This window comes from Bradyrhizobium sp. UFLA06-06 (genome assembly GCF_054820065.1).
In genome coordinates, this window is sequence record NZ_JADFUD010000017.1 from 1 (window position 1) to 26,218 (window position 26,218).

The 26,218-nt window shown below is 63.2% G+C and carries 22 protein-coding genes and 1 tRNA gene; 13 read left to right on the forward strand and 10 right to left on the reverse strand.

The features are described from left to right. The 5 genes from IF803_RS16555 to IF803_RS16575 all read right to left on the reverse strand — a co-directional run. A partial coding sequence (locus IF803_RS16555; protein ID WP_461192811.1) for an SDR family NAD(P)-dependent oxidoreductase occupies window positions 1–454 on the reverse strand: 454 nt, incomplete at its 3' end. Between the two features lie 226 nt (window positions 455–680). Then, window positions 681–1,184 carry a tellurite resistance TerB family protein gene (locus IF803_RS16560; RefSeq protein WP_461192812.1) on the reverse strand — a complete coding sequence of 168 codons (504 nt, stop codon included), beginning with the start codon at window positions 1,182–1,184 and terminating at the stop codon, window positions 681–683. A 174-nt stretch (window positions 1,185–1,358) separates the two neighbouring features. Beyond that, a complete protein-coding gene (locus tag IF803_RS16565; RefSeq protein WP_028343776.1) occupies window positions 1,359–2,768 on the reverse strand; it encodes an adenylate/guanylate cyclase domain-containing protein in 1,410 nt (469 codons plus the stop codon). A 41-nt stretch (window positions 2,769–2,809) separates the two neighbouring features. Beyond that, window positions 2,810–4,195 carry a cytochrome P450 gene (locus IF803_RS16570; protein WP_028343777.1) on the reverse strand — a complete coding sequence of 462 codons (1,386 nt, stop codon included), beginning with the start codon at window positions 4,193–4,195 and terminating at the stop codon, window positions 2,810–2,812. A gap of 83 nt (window positions 4,196–4,278) precedes the next feature. Further along, a complete protein-coding gene (locus IF803_RS16575) occupies window positions 4,279–5,655 on the reverse strand; it encodes a hydrolase (RefSeq protein ID WP_461192813.1) in 1,377 nt (458 codons plus the stop codon). Window positions 5,656–5,836: 181 nt separating this feature from the next. On the opposite strand from IF803_RS16575, the gene IF803_RS16580 reads away from it, so the two are divergent. Next, entirely contained in the window at window positions 5,837–7,516 is a 1,680-nt protein-coding gene (locus IF803_RS16580) for an MFS transporter (RefSeq protein WP_461192814.1), read from the forward strand. Between the two features lie 115 nt (window positions 7,517–7,631). On the opposite strand, the gene IF803_RS16585 is transcribed toward IF803_RS16580, so the two are convergent. Next, window positions 7,632–7,847, reverse strand: coding sequence for a cysteine rich repeat-containing protein (locus tag IF803_RS16585; RefSeq protein ID WP_028343780.1), 216 nt, complete (start codon window positions 7,845–7,847; stop codon window positions 7,632–7,634). Window positions 7,848–8,058: 211 nt separating this feature from the next. Between IF803_RS16585 and IF803_RS16590 the strand changes: the two genes are divergently transcribed. The 8 genes from IF803_RS16590 (at window position 8,059) to IF803_RS16625 (ending at window position 17,244) form a co-directional block, all read left to right on the forward strand. Continuing rightward, window positions 8,059–9,111: a polysaccharide deacetylase family protein gene (locus IF803_RS16590; protein WP_461192815.1), complete on the forward strand. Its 1,053-nt coding sequence runs from the start codon at window positions 8,059–8,061 to the stop codon at window positions 9,109–9,111. 757 nt (window positions 9,112–9,868) lie between these two features. Then, window positions 9,869–10,837, forward strand: a complete 969-nt coding sequence (locus IF803_RS16595) for a CarD family transcriptional regulator (RefSeq protein WP_461192816.1) — start codon at window positions 9,869–9,871, stop codon at window positions 10,835–10,837. Window positions 10,838–10,854: 17 nt separating this feature from the next. Beyond that, window positions 10,855–11,667, forward strand: a complete 813-nt coding sequence (locus IF803_RS16600; RefSeq protein ID WP_461192817.1) for a hypothetical protein — start codon at window positions 10,855–10,857, stop codon at window positions 11,665–11,667. Between the two features lie 15 nt (window positions 11,668–11,682). Continuing rightward, on the forward strand, window positions 11,683–12,174 hold the full coding sequence (locus tag IF803_RS16605) for a hypothetical protein (protein WP_461192818.1): 492 nt from the start codon (window positions 11,683–11,685) through the stop codon (window positions 12,172–12,174). A gap of 236 nt (window positions 12,175–12,410) precedes the next feature. Continuing rightward, window positions 12,411–13,040, forward strand: a complete 630-nt coding sequence (locus tag IF803_RS16610; protein WP_461192819.1) for a carbonic anhydrase — start codon at window positions 12,411–12,413, stop codon at window positions 13,038–13,040. Between the two features lie 336 nt (window positions 13,041–13,376). After that, entirely contained in the window at window positions 13,377–14,444 is a 1,068-nt protein-coding gene (locus tag IF803_RS16615; RefSeq protein ID WP_461192820.1) for a hypothetical protein, read from the forward strand. 470 nt (window positions 14,445–14,914) lie between these two features. Further along, window positions 14,915–15,229 carry a hypothetical protein gene (locus IF803_RS16620; protein WP_461192821.1) on the forward strand — a complete coding sequence of 105 codons (315 nt, stop codon included), beginning with the start codon at window positions 14,915–14,917 and terminating at the stop codon, window positions 15,227–15,229. Between the two features lie 35 nt (window positions 15,230–15,264). Continuing rightward, window positions 15,265–17,244: an AAA family ATPase gene (locus tag IF803_RS16625; protein ID WP_461192822.1), complete on the forward strand. Its 1,980-nt coding sequence runs from the start codon at window positions 15,265–15,267 to the stop codon at window positions 17,242–17,244. 548 nt (window positions 17,245–17,792) lie between these two features. Here the strand turns inward: IF803_RS16625 and IF803_RS16630 are convergent. The 4 genes from IF803_RS16630 to IF803_RS16645 form a co-directional block, all read right to left on the reverse strand. Then, window positions 17,793–17,868 (reverse strand) — tRNA-Thr (locus IF803_RS16630). Window positions 17,869–17,977: 109 nt separating this feature from the next. Then, window positions 17,978–19,744, reverse strand: coding sequence for a heme biosynthesis HemY N-terminal domain-containing protein (locus IF803_RS16635; protein WP_461192823.1), 1,767 nt, complete (start codon window positions 19,742–19,744; stop codon window positions 17,978–17,980). Between the two features lie 20 nt (window positions 19,745–19,764). Continuing rightward, window positions 19,765–21,036, reverse strand: a complete 1,272-nt coding sequence (locus IF803_RS16640) for a COG4223 family protein (protein ID WP_461192824.1) — start codon at window positions 21,034–21,036, stop codon at window positions 19,765–19,767. A 120-nt stretch (window positions 21,037–21,156) separates the two neighbouring features. Then, a complete protein-coding gene (locus IF803_RS16645; RefSeq protein ID WP_461192892.1) occupies window positions 21,157–21,888 on the reverse strand; it encodes a uroporphyrinogen-III synthase in 732 nt (243 codons plus the stop codon). Window positions 21,889–22,062: 174 nt separating this feature from the next. Here IF803_RS16645 and tsaD point away from each other — a divergent pair, with 174 nt between their 5' ends. From tsaD to IF803_RS16665, 4 genes are all read left to right on the forward strand, one after another. Next, complete coding sequence (gene tsaD, locus IF803_RS16650; protein WP_411783983.1) at window positions 22,063–23,136, forward strand: tRNA (adenosine(37)-N6)-threonylcarbamoyltransferase complex transferase subunit TsaD; 1,074 nt, start codon at window positions 22,063–22,065, stop codon at window positions 23,134–23,136. Window positions 23,137–23,340: 204 nt separating this feature from the next. Continuing rightward, window positions 23,341–24,318 carry an NAD(P)H-dependent glycerol-3-phosphate dehydrogenase gene (locus IF803_RS16655; RefSeq protein ID WP_461192825.1) on the forward strand — a complete coding sequence of 326 codons (978 nt, stop codon included), beginning with the start codon at window positions 23,341–23,343 and terminating at the stop codon, window positions 24,316–24,318. A gap of 117 nt (window positions 24,319–24,435) precedes the next feature. After that, window positions 24,436–25,563 carry an alpha/beta hydrolase gene (locus IF803_RS16660; protein ID WP_461192826.1) on the forward strand — a complete coding sequence of 376 codons (1,128 nt, stop codon included), beginning with the start codon at window positions 24,436–24,438 and terminating at the stop codon, window positions 25,561–25,563. Window positions 25,564–25,707: 144 nt separating this feature from the next. After that, window positions 25,708–26,121: an EVE domain-containing protein gene (locus IF803_RS16665; RefSeq protein ID WP_057021328.1), complete on the forward strand. Its 414-nt coding sequence runs from the start codon at window positions 25,708–25,710 to the stop codon at window positions 26,119–26,121. The last annotated feature ends 97 nt before the right edge of the window (window positions 26,122–26,218 follow it).

Genomic DNA, 26,218 nt, shown 5'->3' on the forward strand with positions numbered 1-26,218 from the left:
ACACGGCCATGCCGGGTCCCGGCAGAAATCCGGCGATCGAGCCGAGATTGAGGATGCCGCCGCGGTTGCGGATCAGCTGGTCGGCAAAGCGCAGCGTCAGATCGGTTAGCGCGCGGATATTGACATTGATGATGTTGAGCTGCTCGGCACGGTCGCGCTCGATGGCGCGGCCGAACAGGCCGAAGCCGGCATTATTGACCAGAAATTCGACCTCGACCCCGGCATCGGTCAGGGCCTGCGCGATCCGATCGCCCGCATCGCTGTGCTGGAGATCACAGGGGATCACAATCGGCGCTGCGCCGCCCTTGGCCCCGAGCTCGTCGGCGAGCGCCTTCAGGCGGTCGGCGCGCCGCGCCACCAGCGCCACACGGTGACCATTCGATGCAAACACGCGCGCCAGTTCGGTGCCTATGCCCGCCGATGCCCCGGTTATCAGCGTCACACGCTCGGTCACGTTTCAAACTCTTACTGCAAAATCTAGTGAGGTCCCCAACAAGGCGACGAGAGCATAGGCATGCGGTGGGACGCAAGCCGTGTGTAAGCTTGTGGACAGCGGCGAGGCACTGGTTTTGTGATGAAACGCCAGATTTTCAGTCGGATCGCCCACAATCGCGGCGGACATTAAAATTTCGTCATCCGTGATACCGGTGACGATGCGTCCGCCGGCGCGGGCGGCCGCGTCAGATTGCGGCGTCAGCCGTGCCCCAGGGGCCCTTTGGCAGCGCCGCCTGCTTCTCGGCGACCCGATGCTTGAGATCGATGCGGTCGCGCGAGGAAATGCCGAGCAGATCCGCGGCGCGCCAGACCACATTGTCCTCGAACTCGCTGACCTGGCCGTCGGCATAGACCAACTCCCACATCATCTCGACAATGCGCAGCCGTCCCTCCTCGTTCACCGAGCGCATGATCACACTGGTAAAGTGATAGAGATCGACGGCCTCGCCCTCGACGCGCATGGCAGAAGCGATCAGCTTGTCGGCCGCGCCGCGGTCGAGCTGGAAACGGCTCTCGATCAGGCCGTGCAGCTTGCGCGTCTCGGCAGGCGTCGGCTCGCCGTCCAGCGAGACGACATGCACCAGCAGCGCCGTCGCCGCCAGGCGATAGTCGCCGTCATCGAAGGTGCGGTCGGCCTGAGCATCGGGGGAAACGATATCGGCAATGAATTGGCGAAATCCGTCGAGCATCGTTCTCTCTGTGGAATGAAGCCTGCCTGATTTGAGCGTGATCTATCCGGCTATAAAGTTTTCCAGACCACGCTCCGTCGAAATCTATATGGCGTGGAAACAGAACCGGTGCAATCCGCGCAGGTTCCCGCTGCGACATTACGTTTCGGCAAACATTACGTTTCAGCAATATGACTACGGTATCTCGTACACCACGAGCTTGTCGGCAATGCCGCGCAGTGCCGCTTCCTTCTGGATCGGCTTGATCGCGGCGCGATCGAGAATGCCTGCGACCTCCGCCGATTCCATCACCGGCTGGGTTAAATGTATTTCCTGCGAGGTCGACAGGCTCTGCACCCTGGCGGCGATATTCACGGTCTGGCCGAAATAATCCTGCCGCTCGTTCAGCGTCACCGCGAGGCACGGCCCCTCATGGATGCCGATCTTGACGATCAGATCCTCCTTGCCGCGCTCGGTGTTGAGCTGCTTCATCGCCGCCCGCATGCGCAGGCCCGCTGACAATGCATGCTCGGGCCGGATGAAGGTCGCCATCACGGCATCGCCGATCGTCTTCACGACGGCACCGTGCTCGGAAGCGATGATCTCGAGCAGCGCGTGGAAATGCGCGCGCACCAGATCGAACGCGGCGAGATCGCCGACCCGTTCATAGAGCGCGGTCGAGCCTTTGAGATCGGTGAACAGGAAGGTGAGCGCGGTGATCTTCAGCCGCTGGTCGACCGTGAGGTTGTCGGCCTTGAACACATCACGGAAGGTCTGGTTCGACAGCATCCGCTTCGCGGTGAGGATCGGCTTGCGCTTGCCGAGCAGCTCATGCAGCGCATCGGCCGCGACCCACACCGCGGGCAGCACGCGGGTGTCGGTCTGGTTGTCCAGCGACAGCCGGAGCGGCCCCGGCCGCAGCACCGTGGTGCCGGTCGGCGCCTGCAGCTTGTTGAACACGATCGAGAACTGCTGGCGTTCGGTGGTCGGCTCGCCCTGCACGTCGAAGAAATGCGCCGAGTGCGTCACCGGCTCGAACACGATCAGGAACTGCTTCGGCAATTGCAGCGACAGCAGCGCCTTTTCGCCGGCCGGCAACTCCAGCGATTCCAGCGTCACCTCCTTGAGCAGACGCTCCAGCGAGTCTTCGTTGAGCTCGATGCCCGAGCTCCAGAACATCTGGCGGACATATTCCCAGATCGGCAGCGTATTCGGATCATGCGCGCCGATGCGGCGCACGCGCGGGCTGACGGTGAAGGCGACCTCGACCAGATCGTCGACGGACGCTTCGTATCCGGCCGCGCACAGCGCGCAATTGTAGTCGTCATGGCGCAGCGATTTCAGCGTCGAATGCGCATCGAGCACGCCGCCGCAGCCCGGGCACAGCACATTCCAGCTCATGTCGAACAGGCCGAGCCGCGACGCATGCAGGAAGCCGGAGATCACCTTCTCCTGGTCGAGCCCGGTCCGGTTCGAGAAATCCAGCAGATTGATACGATTGAGATCCCGGTCATGACCGTCCGCGATCAGCTGCAGCATGGCATCGACGACGGCCGGATCGGTCGTCTGCCTGAGGACTGCGAAATGGGCCTGCGTATCGCTCATGGTGAGCCCCTAGATGAGCATTGGGACATCGCCGCGCAAGGCTAGCGCGGCTTGATCGTAAACGCCGGGGAGCGGTTCGGCTGTGTCGTCACCACGCCGATCGGCAGCACCGGATCCTTGTCCGCCAGCGCGACGCGGAATGCGCCGACAATCTTCGCAAGCGCGAGCGTCGCCTCGACCAGCGCAAAATGCGCACCGATGCAGACCCGCGCGCCGACCCCGAACGGCAGATAGGCGAACCGATCGGGCGGCGTTCCCGTCATGAACCGCGCCGGCACGAACGCGTTCGGATCGCGCCACAGCTTCTCATGCCGGTGCAACAGCCACGGCGCAATCAGGATTACGTCACCCTTCCTGACCGGACGGCCCGCGATGGTATCGGGACCGCCTGCCGCACGCGCGATCAGGAACGCCGGCGGATAAAGCCGCATGGTTTCGTCGATCACCGCGCGGGTGAATTTCAGTCGCTCGATGTCGAGCGCGCCAGACGTCGCCGCGCTCCCGACTTCTGCTGCCAGTTGTTCCTGGGTCAGGGGATCGAGCGCCAGCAGATAGAGCGCCCAGAACAGCGCGGTCGCCGTCGTCTCGTGGCCGGCCAGGATCATGGTGGCGACCTGGTCGCCGAGTTGGGCATCGGTAAAGGCCTCGCCGGTTTCAGGATCGCGCGCGGCGCCCATCAGGTCGAACAGGTCGCGCGCCGGCGCATTGTCATCCTTGCCGGCCGCACGTCGCTCGGCCATCAGCATGCCGACAAACGCGGTCCAGCGCTTGCGGAAACGGGCGCGCCGGAAATCCTGCGGCGTCGGCCAGTTCAACGGCAGCACCAGATCCAGCATGTGCGGCCGCGCCAGCGTGTTGCCATACTCCATCACGAAGTCGCGCAGCGCGGCGCCGTGGCGATCCATGCCGAACGAGAACATGGTGCGGCCGGCGATCTCCAGCGTCATGCGCTGCATCGCCTCGCGCAGATCGACCGGGCCGCCACTCGCGGAGTTCAGCTTGGCGATGGTCTCGTCGACCGCCGCAATCATGTAAGGCACCAGCGTCGTCACCGCGCGCGGCGTGAACGCCGGCGCCAGCGTGCGGCGCTGATGCTTCCACGCACGCCCTTCGGCGATCAACAGCCCCTCGCCCAGCATCGGACGCAGCACGCGAAGGCCGGCCGGCGTGCGGGTGTAGTTCTCGTAATTGTCGACCAGCACATGGCGGATCGCATCGGGCGTGTTGAGGATGAAGCTCGAGCGGCCGAGAAAACGGCCCTGGACAATGTCGTCCTCATAGGCGCGCTGGCCCCAGGTCTCGATCGGCGAGTTGCGCATCACCCGCATGCGCTGGAACGCGCCCATATCGTCCGGCGCGCGCGGCGGGGCCGGCGGGACCAGGGGACGCCGCGTGACCGTGATATCGTAGACCTCGGCTATGCTCATGGTCCTCGCTTCCTGCCTCACGCGACGGCCGATCCGGCCATGCGATCCCGGCGCCAAGAAGGCGCGCGGACCCTGCACCAGACCTAATAAGTCAGCTCGGCGACCGCAATCCGATTCTCCGACGCCGGCCAGGCCCGCATCATAATGCGTTCCCCGTTGAAGATCGCGGCGACCGGACGCCCGACATCGTCCGCGGCGAGCCGCAACGTCGTCACCGAATCCGTCGGCACGCCGGGTTTTACATCGGCCGGCTCCTTGCCGTCGAACAGCACGATATCGCGCGGCAGGCCGAAATAGCCGCGCGGCCGCGACATCAGCACGACCGCGCCTGCGCCGGCATCGGCCGACCCCAGCGGCCGCGCCGCGCGCAGATGCACAATCTCGGATGAGCGCGGAAACGGCGAGCGATAGATGTGCGTCGTCGCCGTACCAGGTGACGTCAGGACGAATTCGAGCGACCACGACGGGTCGACCTGCGCCGGACCCCAGCGGCCGTCCGCGCCGGTCTGCGAGCTGTGCAGCGGGCCGCCGATGCGCTCGCCGGTCTCCGCCGCGACATGATAGATGTCGACCGTGGCGCCCGGCACCGGCCGGTTGGTCGGCACGCCGCCGGGCGTACCCGTGACGAGGCCGCTCAGCCTCACCGCCGTCTCCGGCACGATCTCGATCCGCGACGGCTCGTGCCGTGCGATGAATTTGTAGATCTCGCGAAAGGCGCGCGGATGAAAGGCGGTCTCGCGATGATCGACCGCGCCGAGCACCAGATTGGTCGCGCCTTTCAGCGCCGGGCCTTCCGTCGTGACGTTGGTCGGCGTGCCCGGCTTGCCGACGAAGCGGCCGTCGGCTTGCGCATATTTGTCGAGGCCGTCGCTGCGCAGCGTCAGGAATGCGGTGCCAACAGTGACTTCGCTCTCGCCATCGTTCAGTCCGCGCAGGAACGGACCACGACCGTTGAACTCGTTGCCGAGCCCGTCGTCCCACGCATAGACACCGTGATTGGGCGTGCCGCACAGCACCGCGTGGCTGATGTCGCCGCCGCCACCATTCTTGATGGTGTTGCGGATCGCATTGCCGCCGCGCGAACTGCCGACCAGCGCGACCCGCGGCGCGCCGGTCTTCTGCTTCAGCTCCCTGATCGCCTCGGCGAGCTCGCGGCGCTGGTCCTCGGTCGAGGAGCGGCTGGCCTGCTCGATCTTGTCGTCACTGCGCGCCAGCGGATCGGTGAAATTGATCGCCGCCATGCGTTCGCGCGGCACGCCGTTCGATTCCATCCGCCAGAACGTCGTCATCCAGAGCGGGGCGTGATCGCCATTGCCATGCACGAACAGGATCGGCGGGGTATCACCGGCGGGCACCGGCTGCGCCGAGGCCGACTGAGCCGAGGCCGGGGCGCCGAGGCGGCCGGCCAGCAGGGACAGGGCGCCGGCCCCTTGCAAAATTCTCCGCCGCGACAGCGCCATTGCCCCTCCCCCGACCTTCCCTTGACCTTCCCTTGGCCTTCCTCAGGTCTTTCAGTGCTTTAGCTGTGTCCTATCCCCGCCAAGGGTGCCGTAATCGCTGGACAGAACCCGCGTTTCGCGGGCATCAGATGGTGCAGCCGGAATCGTCCAACAAGCCATAGCAGGCCAACCGGAACTGGATATGACCGAACCGCGTGATCGCTCCGACAGTATCACTGCACCGTTGCGGCATTCAATCTTCAGGCGAATCTGGCTCGCGAGCCTGCTCTCCAATCTCGGTATCCTGATCCAGGGCGTCGGCGCCGCCTGGGCGATGACGCAGATGACCTCGGAGGCCGACAAGGTCGCGCTGGTGCAGACCGCCTTGATGTTGCCGGTGATGCTGATCTCGATGCCGGCCGGAGCCATCGCCGACATGCACGACCGCCGCATCGTCGCGCTGGTGTCGCTGGCGATTGCGCTGACCGGCGCCACCACCCTGACCGTGCTGGCCTGGCTCAATCTGGTAACGCCGAACATCCTGCTCGCGCTGTGCTTCGTCGTCGGCAGCGGCATGGCGCTGTTCGGCCCGGCCTGGCAATCCTCGGTCAGCGAGCAGGTGCCGCCGGAGACGCTGCCCGCCGCGGTCGCGCTCAACGGCATCAGCTACAACATCGCGCGCAGCTTCGGTCCGGCGATCGGCGGCATCGTGGTCGCGTCCGCGGGCGCCGTCGCCGCCTTCGCCGCCAATGCCGTGCTGTATCTGCCGCTGCTCGTCGTGCTGTTCCTGTGGAATCGCGTCAGCGAGCCGTCGCGGCTGCCGCGCGAGCGGCTGAACCGCGCCATCGTCTCCGGCGTGCGCTACATCACCAATTCGCCGTCGATCAAGATCGTGCTGACCCGCACCATGGTGACCGGCATCATCGGCGGCTCGGTCTCGGCGCTGATGCCGCTGGTGGCGCGCGACCTCCTGCATGGCGGCGCGCAGACCTACGGCATCATGCTCGGCGCCTTCGGCATGGGCGCGGTGATCGGCGCGCTCAACATCAGCGAGATCCGCAGCCGACTCAGCGGCGAAGCCGCCATACGCGTCTGCGCGTTGACGATGGGCGCGGCGATCGCCGCGGTTGCCGTGAGCAAGCAGCCGGTGATCACCGCCGCCGCGCTGGTCGTTGCCGGAGCGGTGTGGATGCTGGCGATCGCGCTGTTCAATATCGGCGTGCAGCTCTCGGCGCCGCGCTGGGTCGCGGGCCGTTCGCTGGCCGCCTTCCAGGCCGCGATCGCCGGCGGCATCGCAATCGGCAGCTGGTGCTGGGGCCGCATCACGGACGCGGGCGGCGTCGAGATGGCGCTGTTGATCTCCGCCGGTCTGATGCTGCTGTCGCCGCTGCTCGGCATCTGGCTCAGGATGCCGCCGATCGGCGCGCGCAACGAAGACGCGACCGATACCTTGGCCGATCCCGAGGTGCGGTTGCAACTGAGCGGGCGCAGCGGGCCGCTGGTGGTCGAGATCGAATACCGGGTGGCGCAGGACAATGCCCGCGCCTTCCACAATGTGATGCAGGACGTGCAGCTCAGCCGCCAGCGCAACGGCGCCTATGGCTGGTCGATCGCGCGCGACATCGCCGATCCCGAATTGTGGACCGAGCGCTATCATTGCCCGACCTGGCTCGATTTCCTGCGCCAGCGCAACCGCGCCACGCAGATCGAGCGCGAACTGCATCAGAAGGCGGCCGACTTCCATATCGGCGCCGAGCCGATCCGCGTGCGCCGGATGCTGGAGCGTCCGTTCGGATCGGTGCGCTGGAAGGACGAGACCCCGGATCGCGCCGCCAAGGAGGTGATCCCGGTGGTCGCGACCGCAGCGGGAAGTAGTACCTAGTCTCTCCATTGTCATTCCGGGGCGCGCGAATAGCGCGAACCCGGAATCTGGAGATTATTAGCTCGAGATTCCGGGTTCATCGCTCCGCGATGCCCCGGAATGACAGCTGATGGGTCTACTGCCCGTGATCGGCGAGCGTCTGCTGGCAGGCCTTGCTGAGGCGGCTGCGATGCTCCTTCAGGCACGCCAGCACGACCTGATCGCCCTCGCTGAGATGGGCGCGGCAGAACCGCGAGGCATCGCGCGAGCAGGCATCGCGCCCCTGCTGCTGCGCCGAGACGGCCGACGTCAACAAAACCAGCGGAACGACGGCAAACAGAAATCGGGTCATCTCTCAAAGCCTCTAACCAATGCGAGGCCGGTTCTATAGCGTTTCGTTGCCGCGAAGAAGCTTGAAACCGACTGTGATGGCCATCACGCATGGTAACGCCCGCTTTTTCTTGTCCTTCCGGCGCCTTGTTGGGATCGCGTTAAGACCTTGTTGGCATTAATCGCTCGTTACGGCTGTGGCGTATCCTTAAGTTCCGAGAGAGTGTGTAGCGATGCGTAGTGCGTTGGGCCTGATGCTGGCCAGTGTTGTAACGGCGATCGTGATCGCCGGCGTGTGGTTCTGGACCTCCTCGCCGCGTGCCGACGCGGCTCCTCCGCAAACCACGGCTGCGGCCAAGGCCGATCCGCTTCCCGCGGCGGCAAAACAGGCCGCCAAGGACGATGTCGAGACGACCGCCGCGCTGTCGAAGCGCGCCGATGCCACCCAGGCCGCGGCACCGGCCGCCACTCCTGCTCCGGCGCCGGCTCCCGTCGCGGCTGCGTCCAAATGCGCCAACCCCGATGCGCTCGGCATCAGCCGCACCGTCGTGGTCGACACCAATGGCGGCCCGGGCTTCGGTTTCCTGCAGTACAAGCAGTATGACTTCCTGACCGACAAGGAGGTCGTGCTGACCTTCGACGACGGTCCGTGGCCGACCACACCGGCCGTGCTCAAGGCGCTGGCCGATGAATGCACCAAGGCGGTGTTCTTCCCGATCGGCCTGCACACCACCTATCACCCGGACATCCTGCGACAGGTTGCCGCCGCCGGCCACACCATCGGCGCCCATACCTGGTCGCATGCGCATCTCGCCAGCAAGAAGCTGACCGAGCAGCAGGCCAAGGACGAGATCGAGAAGGGTTTTAGCGCGGTGAAGCTGGCGCTGGGTGCCAACCCGGCTCCGTTCTTCCGCTTCCCGGCGCTGGCGCACACCCCGGCGACAACCGCCTATCTCGGCACCCGCAACATCGCGATGTTCTCGGTCGACGTCGACTCCAACGACTTCAAGTCCAAGAGCGCGGATGAGGTGATCAACAACGTGATGACCAAGCTCGACAAGGAGCACAAGGGCATCATCCTGATGCACGACCTGCAGAAGCACACCGCGCAGGCGCTGCCGACGCTGCTGCGTAAGCTGAAGGCGGGCGGCTACAAGGTGGTCTGGATGAAGGCCAAGACCCAGCTCGAGACGCTGCCCGAATACGACGCGATGATGGCGAAGACCGAGAAGCCGATCGCAACGGGCCGGCCGATCGGCAACGTCGTGCAGACGGTCGCCGAGTAACGCAGCGAACGCACTCTCAACGCAAAGCGCCCCTGGATCCGATCCAGGGGCGCTTTCGTTTTCTGGTCGCAGCCACCTTCTCCCGGTCCGATACGATGTGAGCGACAGCCTGGAAAGGCCTGTGCGCCTTCAAGAGAGGCGCCATCACGCCCGGTGGCTACGGCTCCCACCAAAATATCGAAAACAACCCCATGCAAAGGAGCCGGCGGATGCCGGCGCTCGACAAGGCAACTTGACCCGTCGGGCAAATCAAGGGTACATTTCCAGTATTCCGAAATCATGACCGATGCGCGGTTGGCCACTGCTCGCCTGGCGGCCTGGCGTTGGGCGCTGTCGGCGCAGCGGCAGGGGTAGGACCCAAAATTCGTCGGCGCGGCTTCGGCAGTGACCCCTCCGGCAATGCGTGGAAAATTCCAGAATTCCAGATTCCGGCTCCCAACCAACGCTCCCTGGTTTCCGAGCTAACTCAAACGTGCTTTGCTGCCCCCGTTCAACCGATCGGGGTGGTCAAATGAATTGGTCTTGGGGTGTCTTTTTCATAGCTCTCGTTCTCTGCACCATCTTGTCGCAGTTCGCTCGTGGCGCGATGAACAGCGCCAACGTTGCGAAGTAGGCTCTCGCGCAGATTACCGAGCCGAACCGAGAATGGCGATCCTAGGTTCGATAGTCGCTGGCGCCGTCTACGCGTCCATCATCACGGTTGTCGCGGGCTTCATCTTTTGACAATGGCGGCGATGCGTATGAGTAGGGGATAGCAATGCTTTATGCCGTCGCTGTGGCCGTTGCAGCACTTGGCGCCTATTGGCTATGGGGCATACGCAAAATGGTCCGGATGAACAACGATCCGAACCAATTAGCACTCTCCCATTTGCTGCTTGTTGCAGGCAACGGCGACGACCGCGAGCTAATTAAGTTCATGGCAGAACAGCGATGGACTGCGGTTCAGATTACTGATCGCGTTGCCCATGCGCTTACGTTGGCTGAGAGGGTATATCTACCTGATGAGTATTCGCGTGCCAGAGCATACGCAAACACCCAACAGGCTCGCTACTGCGCCCCCCAAAGCAGTCGCTCAATAGTGCAAGGCACTCGACCGCGCGAAAAAGACGATCGGTCGAGAAAGCCTGCGTCGCCCGATGTTGAACAAGGCACAACGACTGACATATCTCCAAGTCCGGCACCTACTCGCCCTGCGCCGAAAAAGCCGACGATCGAACGGCAAGGATTTCGCGCAAATGAGTTCATCGTCTATCCCGCGCACGGCGTCGGCCACATACTGGCGATAGAAGAACAGGTGATTGCGGGTGCCAAGCTTGAGTTGTTCGTCATCAACTTCATGAAGGATAGAATGACCCTGCGCGTTCCAACGGCAAAGGTCGCAAACGTCGGCATCCGGAAATTGTCCGACTCCAAAACGGTTCAAGAAGCCTATCGTGTGCTTGCACAGTCTCCTCACGCGCAAAAGGAAGAGTGGCCCGCAAGAGCCCACGAATACGAAGCTAAAATCAACTCAGGAAGCATTGTCGCAATCGCGCAAGTCGTGCGCGATCTGTACCGGGCGCCTGAAGATGAAAAGCAGAACTACAGCGAGAGACAGCTTTACGAGGCCGCGCTGGATCGCCTAACAAGAGAGGCCTCCATTGTTCGAGACTTGACTGATGAGGAGGCTCTCAAAGAATGCGAGAGCTTGTTAGTCGCTAGCGCCATATTGAGACGAACGAATTAATTCTCTTTGGGGGGCGGATGTTCATCGAAATTGCATTAGACATACTCACCTATTCAGAAGACTCCTACTCGGAGAGGAAAGCATTCTGGCATCGATTTCTTATCGCTTCGCGTGATGAACCTTTCCCCGACGATGTGCCAGCACCTGGGGGGTCGCAGATAGGGGTGCTCGAGCAACGATTCCGGCTCGGGTTTCCTGCTGCTCTGCAGAGGCACATAAATGACGAAGTCCAACGCGCCTACTCTCGAGGGAGAGTGCTCCGAACCGTGGACATTGAGCTAAGACTCGTAAGCCTCGAATATGGATCGCTGAAGCCAATCTTGGATATTACTGGCATTGACAGCGCAGAGCTTCGCGATTTCGTTCTATCGTTACTTACGATTTACGCCCCTCTTGCGTTTCGAGAAGCACTCGGCGGGCCTGAAGTGATCCAAGTCGTGATACCAGCCAAAGTTGTTGGCGAGGATCTGAAAGTAACGGCTACCCAGCCGACTGGACGCTCGAAGGGCAGACAAGCGCTTGACCTAGCATGGGTGATTGCCAACACGTCTCTCCTCGTGCCCGTCGGCCTTGCGCTCGTAATTTGCTATTATGCCTTCTCAGCGGTCAATCATGAGCTTGAATCTCTGCGGGCTCAAACGGCATCCCTGCAAGCTGAACGAACTGAGATACTAAAAACACTCCAGATCCAAAACACGAAGCTATCTGATCTGCTGCTTACGCACGCAGGCAACGCCAATAAGGCCCTGTCGGAAATTCTTATTGCGGCCGCTAAGTCTGCTTCGGATCGTTCAGCTGCCCCGGTTAAGCCCAGCACCGGAAGTCCCTAACAGGTGCGCCCCGCGATGGACAGTAAGGCGCACTACCAACACTCCTCACTCCGCGAGCGCATCGTTGAACACGTGTTTGTTGGCGATGCGCTGCGCGAGTTGTGGAAGCTCGGAATTAGAGACGTAGAAATCCTCCGATCAGAATTCGATGCGTACGGATACGACATCGTAATGTCATACGGTGCGGTGGTCAGGCATGTTCAGTTCAAAGCGAGCACTTCGAAGAAGCCGGGCACAATTTCGATTGCGCGCTCGTTGTTCGAAAAGCCAAGTGGTTGCGTAATCTGCATCGGCATCAGCGCGGAGCTTGTCTTAGGGCCATTTTACTGGCTGGGCGCACCGCCGGGTGAGCCGCTTCCAAGGGCAGCGGACCTCAAAACTGCAAAGGGAAGACGTAATAAGGAAGGTGTGCGGATAGACCGAAAGAATCACGTCTACATTCCGAGTAAGTTCTTTGTTCGGATCGATAGCTTGCGGGAAGTTTTGCGCCGTCTATTCGATCTATAACTGGCCGCGCTATGCACGAACTACGACGAGGTCGAACGCTTGAGCGGCAGGCGCGCGCCATCCAATAGAGCGACATCGAGGTAGCGACCCCTCCCTCCACGATCTGGTAACCGAACCAGCCGATCCACGGGACGCTAGGCAGAACTTCTTTTTAGAGGTGAGGTCTTGCAAACAGTCTGCGTGACCTGGGCCTGCTGGCTGACAGCGCCGTACCGAAGCAAAGACCGTTTGCAGCCGTGCTCGGCTGCTCCGACGCCCGTGTCCCCGTTGAACTCATTTTCAATGAAGGGCCCAATGATCTCTTCGTGGTCCGCGTCGCGGGCAACGGCCTCGGAATAGAGGTGCTTGGAAGCCTCAAATATGCAGTCGAGAACCTTGGCGGCAGCCTCAAGCTCATCGTCGTGCTCGGCCACAGCGGATGCGGCGCGCTCACGACAGCCGTCGATGTATTCCTGAATCCGCGCGATTACCTGCCGCTCGCGACCAAGCGTTCGCTCCGCAGCATTCTCGACGGTGCGCTGGTCGTGGTGCAGACTTCCGAGAGAAAGTTGGTTGCTGCGTTCGGATCAGCTGTGGTGCACCGCCCTGGATACCGAAAAGCCCTGATTGAGACGTCGATTGTCACCAACGCCGCGCCGGCGGCTTACTCGATCCAGGAAGAACTGAGGACCAACGCCTACACCGGGATCGATGCGGTTTACGGCGTCTACCTTCTGGAGAGCCGCGCGATATGGGCTCCCCGTGCCGGTGACGCCGACGGAATTGGGCTCGCGGCAGCACCTCGGGATCTTGCAGCGTTCGTGGATCTCGGCGACGCCATCGTGCAGTCGCGGCGCATTGAATCGCTTGTCAACGCGAAGGAATGACCGCAGGCGTCCTCCTTCCCGACCCGAACCAGATCAGGCCTGTGGCGGGAGACCAGCCACGTCGGGCCAAGGATGTTGTGAGATGGATCACGCCGTCAGCACCGTAGCTGCCGGCGGGTTCGCGTGGTCCAGTCGGATTGTTGGAACTTGGTCCTATCGATGGGCCCATATCGCTGTACGGTTACGCGCCTTGAGACAAGGTCTCGGCGCAACGCCGTTTGCCCGCGCGCGCCAGCGTCTTCAGCACGAGCTGCTGCTGTGCATCCGACGATGATCCGGGAATAGATTCGTCGGTCTGGCCCTCTCTTTCACGATGCCCGATCCCTGGAGAGCTCAGTGAGTGCATTCGAACAAGGCCGCGTACGGTCGGGCGACAATGGCTTGACGAATACGGCCGCCGAAAGGCTCCGCTGGCTGATCCCGGCGGCCGGCGCAATCGCTTATCCGTTCCTGCTCGATGCATTTCATCTCGCGGTCTCTCCCGCTGCTGGTCCGGTGTCGTTTGGGCGACTGATCCTGGCGGCGCTTTGCCTGTTGGCCGCGACCGCCGCGCCCTTGCTGGGTCTTGCCTGCGCGTACTGGATGACCAAGGCCGAGCCTTCGTCGTTCGAGCTGCGCGCCCGGCGGCTCGCCTATCTCAGCATCGCTGCGCCGCCTTTGTTCGTACTGACCGGCGTCGGTCTCGGATTGCTGCACATCCCCGTCAGCGACGAGCTTGTCTGGGTCGCGGGCTGGTTGGCCGCGTGCCTGTATGTGCTGCTCGGCGATGAGCAAGAGCGCCCGGCAGGATCAGCCGCGATTGCGCCTTCCATCGCCAAATGGCGCGTGACGCACGGCGTCGCCGCGGCGGTCATCCTGCTCTACGTCGCGTTTCACCTCACCAATCATCTGCTGGGTTGGCTCGGACCCGAGGTTCATGCCGCCGTGATGAAGATCGGGCGCACGGTCTATCGATCGTCCCTCGTCGAACCGATCCTCGTTGGCCTGATGCTGTTCCAGGTCGCCGTCGGGGTGCGGCTCGCCTGGCGCTGGAGCTCGCTGCCGGCGGATGCCTACCGCGTGTTTCAGATCGGCTCCGGCATTTATCTCGCGGCATTCATCCTCACCCATCTGAACTCCGCATTGGTCTCGGCGCGGGCCGTGCACCACATCGACACCAATTGGGCCTGGGCGTCGGGCGCACCGACCGGCCTGATCCACGATGCCTGGAGCATTCGCCTGGTGCCGCACTACGCGCTCGGCGTGTTCTTCGTGCTCGCCCATCTGGCGTCGGGATTGCGCGGCGTCCTGATCGCCCACGGCGTCGCTACCACGGTCGCCAACCGGATCTGGGCAACCGGGCTCGCAGCCGGCGGCCTGGTCGCGATTGCAATCATGAGCGGATTGTGCGGAGCGCGGATTTAGGCGACCGCGGTCCAACGTAGAGGATGTTTGGAGCAGTGGTGCCGCAAGAGGAAAACGACGGCATGGGTCCGCGAGATCCGCGCGCCGAGGAACCAGGCGCTGACCACGATCGACAGCGACGCGCACGCGGCGATCAGGCGCGGCACCACAACGAAACACCCTCCTCCAGTTGAGGATGTCGCAAGGCGCATTTTGTCAAGCGGCATTCGGAAGACCGCCGAGCTAGACTTGGATGACCAAATCGTCGTGAACGACGTCAAGGACCGCCCGTCGCCTCTTGTTGCGATACGCACTGAAGCGGAGAACTATGGGCCGGTGATCGCGCGCAATGGATGAATCCTCCCTGACAAGCGGGCCGGTCGTTAGATTAGCTTTATCCCCGATTATCCCCACGGGAGTGCTTTTTTTCTTGGCAGGTTATGCGATTCAACCGAGAATGTCCCGATTCTATCAATGGTTGAGAGGTCGGGATGGCAAGGGCGGAGCCAAGCGGCATTTCGTTGACTGAGTTTGACGCGTCCGTCGTTAAGGGGATGCTGAGAAGAGGCGACCGGCAGCACGATATTGCCGCTTGGTTCGGCGTGAATCCCGGTCGCGTCAATGGGATTGCAACAGGTGAAAAGTTTCCAAACGCGTCGGTCGCGCCCGCGGATAAGCTACCGCCGCCCGGCCCTTATCTTGCCGGTCGTGAAGCACACGCGGCGATGATTGCACTCGAAGCGGCGGCCGAAACTATCAACACGGCGTTGTCGCTTATTCGGGAGCGCGCCGCGGCCAACGCCTGAAGTCAGACACATCTAACCCGCCGGGGCAGATACCTATGAAACTAGTTAAAGCCAAAGTCGGACCGATAAAATCCATCGAAACCGTAACTGACGTCAAAGTCGAAGAGCAGACTACCGTACTGGTGGGAATGAATGAGTCAGGCAAGACGGTGTTCTTGCAAGCGCTGCAAAAGACTGACGACGTCTTCGGATTGGCGGAGTTTAATTACGTTGATGATTATCCTCGTAAGCATCTAACCACCTACGAACGTGTGCATGCAACAAAGCCAGCGGTGGCCACTGAGCTTGTCTATGAGCTAACGGAAGAGGAGATAGGCGAGGCAAACAGCGAGCTTGGAGTCGAGTTGACCACGAAATTTCAGTTTTCTGTGTCAACTCACTACAGCAATACAAGGACGATCACCATCTCCGTTAAGGAGAAGCCCGCGCTGCTTCGTATCGCAAGCGCACCTGACCTTAGCACCGAGTATCGTACCGTTTTACAAAGTGCTGATAAAATACGTTCAGTACCAGCGGCAGCCGAAGGCATCAGTTTGAATGACGCCGACAAGGCGAGTTTTGAAAGCGTAAAAGCGCGCATCGCCGCAACCAAGTGGGACAACGTAATCGAGGCAGAGGTCTGGAATTGGCTTTCGAAGAGAACGCCCACGTACATGTATTTCGGCGACTACGAAATCTTACCGAGCAAAATGAACCTTGCTGAACTGGCTCGTCGCGCCACTGAAGAGAAAGCCAAGCAAAAGCCATTGGACAGCGACCACCGTGGAATTCTCGCGTTGCTCCGGATGGCGAATATTTCTGTCAAACAGTTCTCTGACCCGGGAGGCGTTGAGCCGCTGATAGCTCGCATAGAGGCAGTTTCGATCAATCTCAGTGATCAAGTTATGGAGTTCTGGAAGCAGAACGAAGACTTGCAGGTGAAAATCGAAATACGAAATGATCCAACCGACGACCCACCTTTCAATGACGGGCCCAATCTTTACATTCGCATTGCGAATAACCGCCATCGCGGTGTCACGACGCCATTCCAACAGCGGAGTCGCGGCTTCATCTGGTTCTTCAGCTTTTTGGTTTGGTTCGACAGCGTCAAATACCAGCTAGCACAAGAAGACCAAACCGAGCGGCCCCTAATCTTGCTGCTGGATGAGCCTGGGTTAAGTCTCCACGCACTCGCCCAAGAAGACTTCCTACGCTACATCGATCACTTGGCGGAAAAGCATCAGGTAATTTACAGCACGCATTCACCGTTTATGGTGCATTCGAACAGGTTAAACGAAGTCCGGGTCGTCGAAGATCGCAAAGGCGTTGGCACTGTAATTTCAGATAATGTGTCTTGGACGGACCCTAGAACGATTTTTCCGCTTCAGGCCGCACTTGGATGGACGATTGCGCAAAACTTATTCATTTCGGAAAGGAACCTTTTGGTTGAGGGGGCCGCCGATCTGGTGTTCTTACAAACCACTTCGGCATTGCTGGAGTCACAGGGCAAGGAAGGCTTGCGTAACGATGTAACCATCGTTCCGACAGGTGGCTTGGACAAGATCGTGACATTCATCTCTCTATTGGGCGCGAACAAACTGAAGATTGCCGTTTTTCACGACTATAGAGGAAGCCCTGAGCAAAAACTTATCGACATGATGCGAGAACGAATGATTGCATCGAAGGCAGTTCTAGATGCTTCGCAATTCCGCGATCTGTCGAAACTCGGCGTAAGCGGCAAACCTAGCGATACAGAAGATCTTTTTGAGCCATCGGTGTACCTGCACTACTTCAACACCGCGTTCGCAGATCGGTTATCTGAGCCTGTCAAAGAAGGGAAGCTACCGAAGGGCGATAGAATCGTTGATCGGCTCGAGCGATATATCGAGTCGAAGAAAATTCACCTACGTCAGTCCGATGGCTATAACCATTATACGCCAGCGGCCGCACTCGCTCGCGATCCATCAACCATAGACGCGGCGTCGCTTGCACGCTTCGAAGCGCTCTTTAAGAAGGTGAATAGTCTTTTTGATTGACGGCATCGCCGATGGAGTATGACGTTCCCGCGGATTGGATAGCAGCGGCAGGTTTGGAGGCTTTTCGCGCTTCAACTTCTGCCTACCGCTGCGACACGCCACACACTCTAATCCTTTTGAGCGAGATTCAGCCGATAAAGCGCGACCGCCCGCTAGATAAAAATGGCTTCGTGCAGCACAGGATGATGGCCGTACTACGCGGACTTCGAGATAACGAGTCGATGCCGCCTGTACCCGTATGGCGAACGATTCAGGGACCATGGCGATTCGAAATTCGTGACGGCTATCATCGCCTCTACGCATCGCAGGCGTTGGGCTTTTCTTACATCCCAGCCGACGTTCAAGAGCGCTACTAGCATCCCTTATTTTTACTCCAGCAGAGAATTGACACGCCGAGGCGCGAGCGTCCCGCAGAAATCAAACGAAGCAAGCATTGGCTTTGGAGCAGAAAACCCTGCAACCCCTCGACAACCCGTTCGGCGCGAGGTTGTCACTCATGCCTTAGGTACGACCTGTTACCCATGTCTTCGGGCTGGACAGCTGAGAAATGGTGCCGCAAGAGGGACTCGAACCCCCGACCCCGTCATTACGAATGACGTGCTCTACCAACTGAGCTATTGCGGCGAACCGTTCGGCAACGGTCTGATCATTCGCGCCACCTGATATCGGGCATGACCCCGATTGGCAAGGACAACGCGGGTATCGAACCATACAGCCGTTACCTAACCGCGAATTAGCTTCCCAAACGTGACAGAAATCCGCGCCAGCCGCCCGCTTGGGCCTTGGGCGGGCCGATTTGTTCCGCAAATTCGTCCACCGGGCCGTCCTCGTCGACCCCGGGGTCATCAGGAGCCCGGACAATCGGGATTACGGCCGGAATGGGCGCAGGCGCCGCCTTGGGCAGGTCGGCCCTCGACCGGAACAGGGGGGCAGGCGCCGGGGGCGCCGATTCGGCGGCCGGCGCGGGAACTGGTTCCGGCGCGACGGGCTCGGCCGGGGCTGGGGCGGGCTCGGCCTCGATGGCCGCCGGCAGCGGAGCGTTGTCCTGCACGGGCGGTGCGGCCGGCTCCAAGGGCTTGATCTCGACCGGCTTGATCTCGACCGGCTCAGCCGGCTTGGCGTCCACCGGCTCGCTGGCCAGTTCCTTTGGCGGCTCGACCCGGCGCGGCGCCAGCATCGCCTCCTCGAAGGGCGACGGCTCGATGGCGTGGCCCTTGTCGGACGGCAGCGCCGCCACCGGCGTCTGCCATTGGAAGGCGTCGAGCCGGCCGGTGACCGGCGAGACCGGACGCCAGCGATCCGAGACATAGCCGTCGGCGGTCCAGACCGGATCGTGCAGCGCGCGCACCGCGCGCAAGGTCCAGGCCCGCGCCCGGCCGCTGTCGCCATGCTCGGTGCGCTCGATCTCGGCCATCAACAGCGCGACGCGCTGGGTCGGCGCCGCGACAAACGGCTCCAGCGCCGCGCGCGCCTTGGCGAATTCGGCCGCGTCGATCGCGGCGCGCGCGATCGCCAGCGCGCCCTCGATATGGCCAGGTGTTTTCGCCGCCAGCGTCTCGACCCGCACCAGGCGCTGGCGCGCGGAATCGCCGAGCCGCACATGCGAATAGGCGTCGGCGAGATCGGGATGCGGCTGCGCCAGCCACGCGGTCTCGACGATGCGCATCGCGCGGCGCACCTGATGCGCCTCGCTCTCGAACTTCGCTGCGAGCACGGCAGCCGGAATCAGCGTCGGCGCCAGCTTGACCGCGTCCATCGCGCTCGAGCGCGACAAGTCGCGATCGACGGTCTCGAACTCCAGCGCCCGTGCCGTCAGCAGCACGCCGCGCTGCCGCCGATAGGTCGCCTTGTCGATCAATCCGGCGCTCTGGTTGTTGTCGATGATCGACAGCGCGCCGGCCCAATCGCCCTTGGCGCAGCAGAATCCGAGCACCGCATGCGAGGCCCATGACGACGACGGCGACATTTTCAGCGCTTCCTCGGCGATCATCACGGCCGCAACCGGATCGTCGGCGCGCTGTGCCTCGATGAACAGGCCGCGCAATCCAAGCAGCCGCGTGTCCTCGCGCTCGGCCATGGCGCGGAAGGCGCGCTGCGCGCCGTCGCGATCGCCGTCGAGCTGCGCCGATTGCGCGTGCAGCAGCAGCGCCAGCGGATCGTTTGCGGCGTGGCGCCGCGCCACTTCGGCATGCGCGCGGGCGCCTGCGGAATCGCCATGCCCGATCGCGAGCAGGCCTTGCGTGATGGCGTGGCGGCCGCGGGCGTGACGCCGCTCGCGCCGGCCACGGCGGATGTGCCCGGGAATCTTCCAGAGCCCGCGCAGGATCACGCCGGCGATCATCGCGGCGACGACGACGAGGCCGAGCAGGTACATCGGCTGCTTGGACGTCAGCCGCAAGCCGCCCCAATTCAGCACGAGATCGCCGGGCTGATCGGCCATCCAGGCCGCACCCGCTGCAGCGAGCGCGATCAGCAGCAGGAACAGAATGATCCGGATCATCAAAGACCTATTGCAAAGACTTACTGGTTGACCGTGGCGAGCGCCGCCATGGCGTTGTCGGCAAATTTACGCGACGCGTCGAGCGCGGCGCGGCGCGCGTCCACCTTGGCGAGCCAGGCTTGCGCCGCCGTCCGATCCGCCGGCGGCAGCGACTTCAGTTCACGCTCGGTCAATGCGAGGTCATTATGCAGGGCGGCCGATGTCACGCGCGCGACGATGCTGCCGCGATCGGTCCCCGTGCCGTCGGTCCGCTCGATCTGGATCAGCGTGGAGGCACCGGCCTTCAGACGATCGACCAGCCCGGCGCTGGCCGCCGCAGCTTCCGGCGGAGGCGGCGCAAGTTTCGGCACGATCTCGATCAGCTCGCGGCACAGCGCGTTCGGGTTCGGGACGCCTGACCTCGCAAACGTCTCGAGCGGCTTCAGCACCTCGGCATCATCCGACAGCGCCTTCGCGGCCTCGAGCGCGGAGGCATAGGGATCGCCGTGACGCACCGCGACGTCGAGCAGCGATGCCGCGACGACGCGGCGCAGCGGCACATCGTCGGCCTTCGCCTCGGCCTTGGTGTCCGCGATCTTGCCGTCCTGCCTCGCGATCGCGGCACCCTGCGCCTTCACCGCGCCTTCGACCTTGTCGATACGCGCCGTGATGCCGGAGAGATCAGGCGCAGCCGCGCCATCGCGCGGCGCGGCCTTCGCGTCATTGGCGGCCGCGGCAAGCTTGTCGGATTGCGCCCGCGTCGCGGCGAGCTCGGTGCGCAGTGCGGCGATCGATTTGTCGAGCGCCTCCAGCCGCGCCGTCGCCGCGGGATCGGCGGCCGGCGCGGCCGGCCTGCCGGCTTTCGATTCCAGCGCACTCAGGCGCGTGCCGAGTTGGTCGATGGCGGCATTGGGTTGCGGTGCGGGGACCGGCTGCACGACGGGCCAGCCGAGCAGCCAGCCAACCCCGATCACCAGCGCCGCGGCGACCGCGCCTGATACCGGCGCCACCACCCAGGGCGACACCGGCCGCGCCGGTTCGGCGTCCTGCGCCGCGGAGGCGGTCTCGGGCTGCGGCTCCGCCTGCGGTGCGGCGTCGCCGTGGGGCTCGGCCTCAGGCGTCGCCGCGTCCGCAGACGCCCTGCCAGCATCCTGGCCGGCATCCTGGTCAGCCTCCTTGGCGGCTTCCTCGGCCCCCTCCGTTTTCGGCGGTTCGCTGGAGATTTCGGTCGCCTGAAGATCGATAGTCGGCGGCGCGCGCTTGGGCCGGGAATCCGGCGAAGATCCTGGGTCGTCTGGCCTTTCTTCAGCCATCGCGGGGGTCCTCAAAACTGCTGGCCGCATACTCTACCAGAATCGGCCCAGGTTCTTAGAGCACGATCCGAATAACCGAGCATCGCCTAACATCATGGTCAAACGAAAGAATTATTCCGGTCACGGCCGCAGGGTGCGGCCGAGCGCCTCCAGCAGGGCATTTTCGTCCGGCCGCGCCGCCACCACCACATTGGTCGCGCCGGCGTCATGGAGCACCGCGGCGACGGCCGCCGAGATGCAGCATTGCGGCAAGGCGAGCGCCGAAATCTCGATTCCGTCGGCGCGTATCGTGTCCAGAAAGGCCTGCGCGCTGCGACGGGAATAGTGCAGCACCGCGGTGATCCGGTTCGCCATGAAGGCGTCGCTGACCTCCCTCGGGAAGCCGGCCACCGGCGCCATCCGGTAGGTGGTGTGGGTGACGACGCTGAGCCCGCGCTCGCCGAGCTCGCCCGCGAGATCGCGCGACAGGTCGGCGCCGGCGAGATAGAGCAGCGTCGCTGATGCGTCGAGTTCGCCGGCCTTGAGCCGTGCCAGCACGAGATTGCGCAGCGAGACTGCATCGCCCTTCGCCACGATCACCTTGTCGAAGCCCGCGGCGCGCGCCGCATCGGCGGTGTGCGCGCCGACCGCAAACAGCGGCAGCCGCAACAACGGGCTGGCAGCGAGGTCGACCGCGCGCAGCGCATTGGCGCTGGTCAGGATGACGGCGTCATAATCCGCATTGTCGTCGCCTCGGAACGGCACCGGCTCGAAGCGCAGCACCGGCGCGGACAGGGCGTCAAAGCCGCGTTGGCGCAGCGTCGCGAGCGTCGCGTCATTGTCCGGATGCGGTCGTGTGACAAGGATTGTCAGGGTTTTAGGCCTCCAGCCGTATAAATTGGACGTTGGCGACCGATTGCACTTTAAGACCTCGCAATGCTACCCCGGAGCGGACGTTTTGATGAGCATCATCTTGCCGGAAACCGGTTCCGGCCTGTCCGGCTCATGCTCGTAGCACAAGGACCGAAATTGGGACACGAACCGCCGATGCTGGTGCTGGGGATCGAGACCACCTGCGATGAAACCGCGGCCGCCGTGGTCGAGCGGCAGGCTGACGGGCAGGCGAAAATCCTCTCCAATGTCGTGCGCTCGCAGACCGACGAGCACGCCCGCTTCGGCGGCGTGGTGCCGGAGATCGCGGCGCGCGCCCATGTCGACCTGCTCGATGGCATTGTCGCCTCCGCGATGAAGGAGGCCGGCGTCGGCTACCGACAATTGTCGGCGGTCGCGGCAGCCGCGGGACCCGGCCTGATCGGCGGCGTGATCGTCGGTCTCACCACCGCGAAGGCGATCGCGATGGTGCACGATACGCCGCTGATCGCGGTGAACCATCTCGAGGCGCACGCGCTGACGCCGCGGCTGACCTGCGCGCTGGCGTTCCCCTATTGCCTGTTCCTTGCCTCGGGTGGACACACCCAGATCGTCGCCGTGGTGGGCGTCGGTGAATATGTGCGGCTCGGCACCACGGTCGACGACGCGATGGGCGAGGCGTTCGACAAGGTGGCGAAGATGCTGTCGCTGCCCTATCCCGGCGGGCCGGAGGTCGAGCGCGCGGCCGCCGGCGGCGACTCGACGCGGTTTGCCTTTCCACGCCCGATGCTCGGCCGCCCCGATGCGAATTTCTCGCTCTCGGGATTGAAGACGGCGGTGCGCAATGAAGCCAGCCGGCTGGAGCCGCTTGAGCCGCAGGACGTCAGCGATCTCTGCGCGAGTTTCCAGGCTGCGGTGCTGGAATCGACCGCGGACCGGCTAAGCGTCGGCCTAAAGCTGTTTCAGGAGCGGTTCGGCACGCCGCGCGCGCTGGTCGCGGCCGGGGGCGTCGCCGCCAACCATGCGATCCGCAGCGCGCTGCAGGAGGTTGCGGCGACGGCGCAGACCACGCTGATCATCCCGCCGCCGGCGCTCTGCACCGACAATGGCGCGATGATCGCATGGGCCGGTGCCGAGCGGATGGCGCTTGGCCTCACCGACACGATGGAGGCGCCGCCGCGCGCGCGCTGGCTGCTCGACGCCAACGCCAAGGCGCCGGCCGGCTACGCCAACAGCCGCGCCGGATATTAGGTCCTTCGACATGGAGATGAAGCGCCGAGCGAGCCCCCCTTCACCTCGCCCCGCTTGCGGGGAGAGGTCGGATCGCATCAGCGATGCGATCCGGGTGAGGGGGTACAGGTCTCAACATTCGGTACACTCGCGGATACAGCCCCTCACCCCAACCCTCTCCCCGCAAGAGCGGGGCGAGGGAGCGCAGCTGAGCTAGGGGTTCCGATGCCCGCGCATATGTCAGTCAGCGTGATCGGTGCCGGCGCCTGGGGCACGGCATTGGCCGATGTCGCGGCGCGCGCCGGGCGCAAGGTGACGCTGTATGCGCGCAACGCCGAGCATGCCGCGCAGATCCAGGCGACGCGGGTCAATCCGCGGCTGGCTGGTGTCCAGCTTCATCCCGGCATCGCCGTGACGTCGGATATCGCCGCCGCGGCACACGCCGACATCGTCCTGGCCGTGACACCGGCGCAGCATTTGCGCGCGGCGGTTGGGCATCTTGCGCCGCATCTCAAACCCGACACGCCTGTCGTCGCCTGCGCCAAGGGCATCGAGCACGGCACGCATAAATTCATGACCGAGGTGATCGCGGAAGCCGCGCCGCGCGCCGTGCCCGCGATCCTGTCGGGGCCGAGCTTTGCCGACGACGTCGCACGCGGATTGCCGACCGCCGTAACGCTGGCCACCAGCGACGAAGCGCTCGCACGCGCGCTGGTCCAGGCGCTCGGCTCGGCGACGTTCCGGCCCTATCACACCACCGACGTGCGCGGCGTCGAGATCGGCGGCGCGGCCAAGAACGTGCTGGCGATCGCCGCCGGCATCGTGGTCGGCAAGAATCTCGGCGCCTCCGCGCTCGCCGCGCTGACCACACGCGGCTTCAGCGAGCTCGCAAGATTGGGCCGCGCCTGCGGCGCCCGCACCGAAACACTCTCAGGCCTGTCGGGATTGGGCGATCTCCTGCTCAGCTGCTCGACCGCGCAATCGCGCAACTTCGCGCTCGGCCTCGCGCTCGGACGCGGCGAAGCCGCACCGATCGGCAAGCTCGCCGAAGGCGCGTTCACCGCACCGGTGCTGTGCGAGCTCGCCGCCGCGCAAAAGGTCGACATGCCGGTGTCAAACGCGGTCGCCGCGATCCTGAGCGACCGGCTGACCGTCGATGCCGCGATCGAAGGCCTGCTGACGCGGCCGTTCAAGGCGGAGTAACGCACGTCACAGGCGCGCGTGGCGCAGCTTCACGATCCGTGCGCGCCGTACTAGCGTGGCGGCGAACCGTCGGATCCCGGTCCAACAAATCGAAAAACGGATCCCAAGGGAAAACCCATGCGTCAACCGCATCGCGCCATCCTTTCGATCAGCCTTCTCTCGATCAGCCTCGCCGTCGCCCTCACCGCCTCATCCACTATCGCCCACGCCCAGACCGCAACCTCCTACGACGAACTTGCCAAGAGCGAGGCCGCCGCCAATGCCGACAACGGCAAGCGGGTCGCGCCGCTCAAATCGATCGGCAATCCAACCGCCGACGTGTCTTCCGAGATGCAGGCAATGATCGGCACGCCCTATCCGCCGCATTTCAATGCCGACCCCAAAACCCCGGCGGAATGGAAGGAGTTGATCGATCGCCGCGCCAAGCTTCTGATCGCGGGTGTTCCGGCGCTGAAGGCGAAGCTCGGCGTCAAGGTCGAGGAAACCAAGCTTGCCGGCGTGCACTGCTACATCGTCACCCCGAACAAGATCGCGCTCGAGAACAGGCGACGCCTGCTGATCCACGTCCATGGCGGTGGTTACGTGTTCGGCCCCGGCGAAGCCGCGTTGCCGGAAGCCATCATGATGGCGGGCTTTGGCGGCTTCAAGGTCCTCTCGGTCGACTACCGGATGCCGCCGGACTTCCCCTATCCGGCCGCGATGGACGACGCGATGGCGGTCTGGAAGGAAGTTCTGAAATCGCACGAACACCGCCGGCTGGCGATCTTCGGCACGTCGACGGGCGGGGCGATGACGCTTGCGATGGTATTGCGGGCGAAGGACGAGAAGCTGCCGCTGCCCGCCGCCATCGCGCCGGGCACGCCATGGTCCGATATCGACAAGATCGGCGACAGCTACGCGAGCAATGAGTGGGTCGACAATGTGCTGGTGACCTGGGACGGATGGCTCGGCCGCGCGGCCAAGCTTTATGCAAACGGCACCAGCCTGAAGAATCCCTACATTTCGCCGATCTATGGTGACTTCAAGGGCTTCCCGCCGACCATCCTGACATCGGGCACGCGCGATCTGTTCCTCAGCAACACGGTTCGCACGCATCGCAAATTGCGCCGCGCCGGCGTGATCGCCGATCTCAATGTCTATGAGGGGCAGTCGCACGCGCAGTACCAGTTCAACGCCGACGCGCCCGAGACGAAGGAGGCGTTCACCGACATCGCCAGGTTCTTCGATCGATATTTGAAACAGTAGGTGCTGCGCTTCTTGATTTGACGCGTTTTCTTCACGCGAACCGGCATCCACTTCGCTTGAAAACGCTCTGGATCGGGTGCCCGCGCTTGTCGCGGGCATCCGCGTCGCTGTAGATTGCAGCGCAATCGAACGGGGTGAGTTGCGATGAATTACTGGCTGGTGAAATCCGAACCGTCGGTCTGGTCATGGGACCATCAGGTCGCCAAGGGCGCGAAGGGCGAAGCCTGGACCGGCGTGCGCAACTTCACTGCCCGGCAGAATCTCGTCAACATGAAGAAGGGCGACAAGGCGTTCTTCTATCATTCCAACGAGGGCAAGGAGATCGTCGGCATCGCCGAGATCATCAAGGAAGCTTATCCCGATCCGACCGACAAGACCGGCAAGTTCGTCTGCGTCGACATCAAGGCCGACAAGCCGCTGAAGACGCCGGTGACGATGGCCGCGATCAAGGCCGACAAGAAGCTCGCCGATATGGCGCTGGTGAAATATTCGCGGCTTTCGGTGCAGCCGGTGACCGCGGAGGAATGGAAGTACGTCTGCAAGATGGGCGGGCTGTAGCGTTCCGACCAAACTTTGTCGTCGTCCCTGCGAAAGCAGGGACCCATAACCACAGGCGAGCATCGTTAGAGCGCGCTGGGGCTCCAGCTCGTTTCCG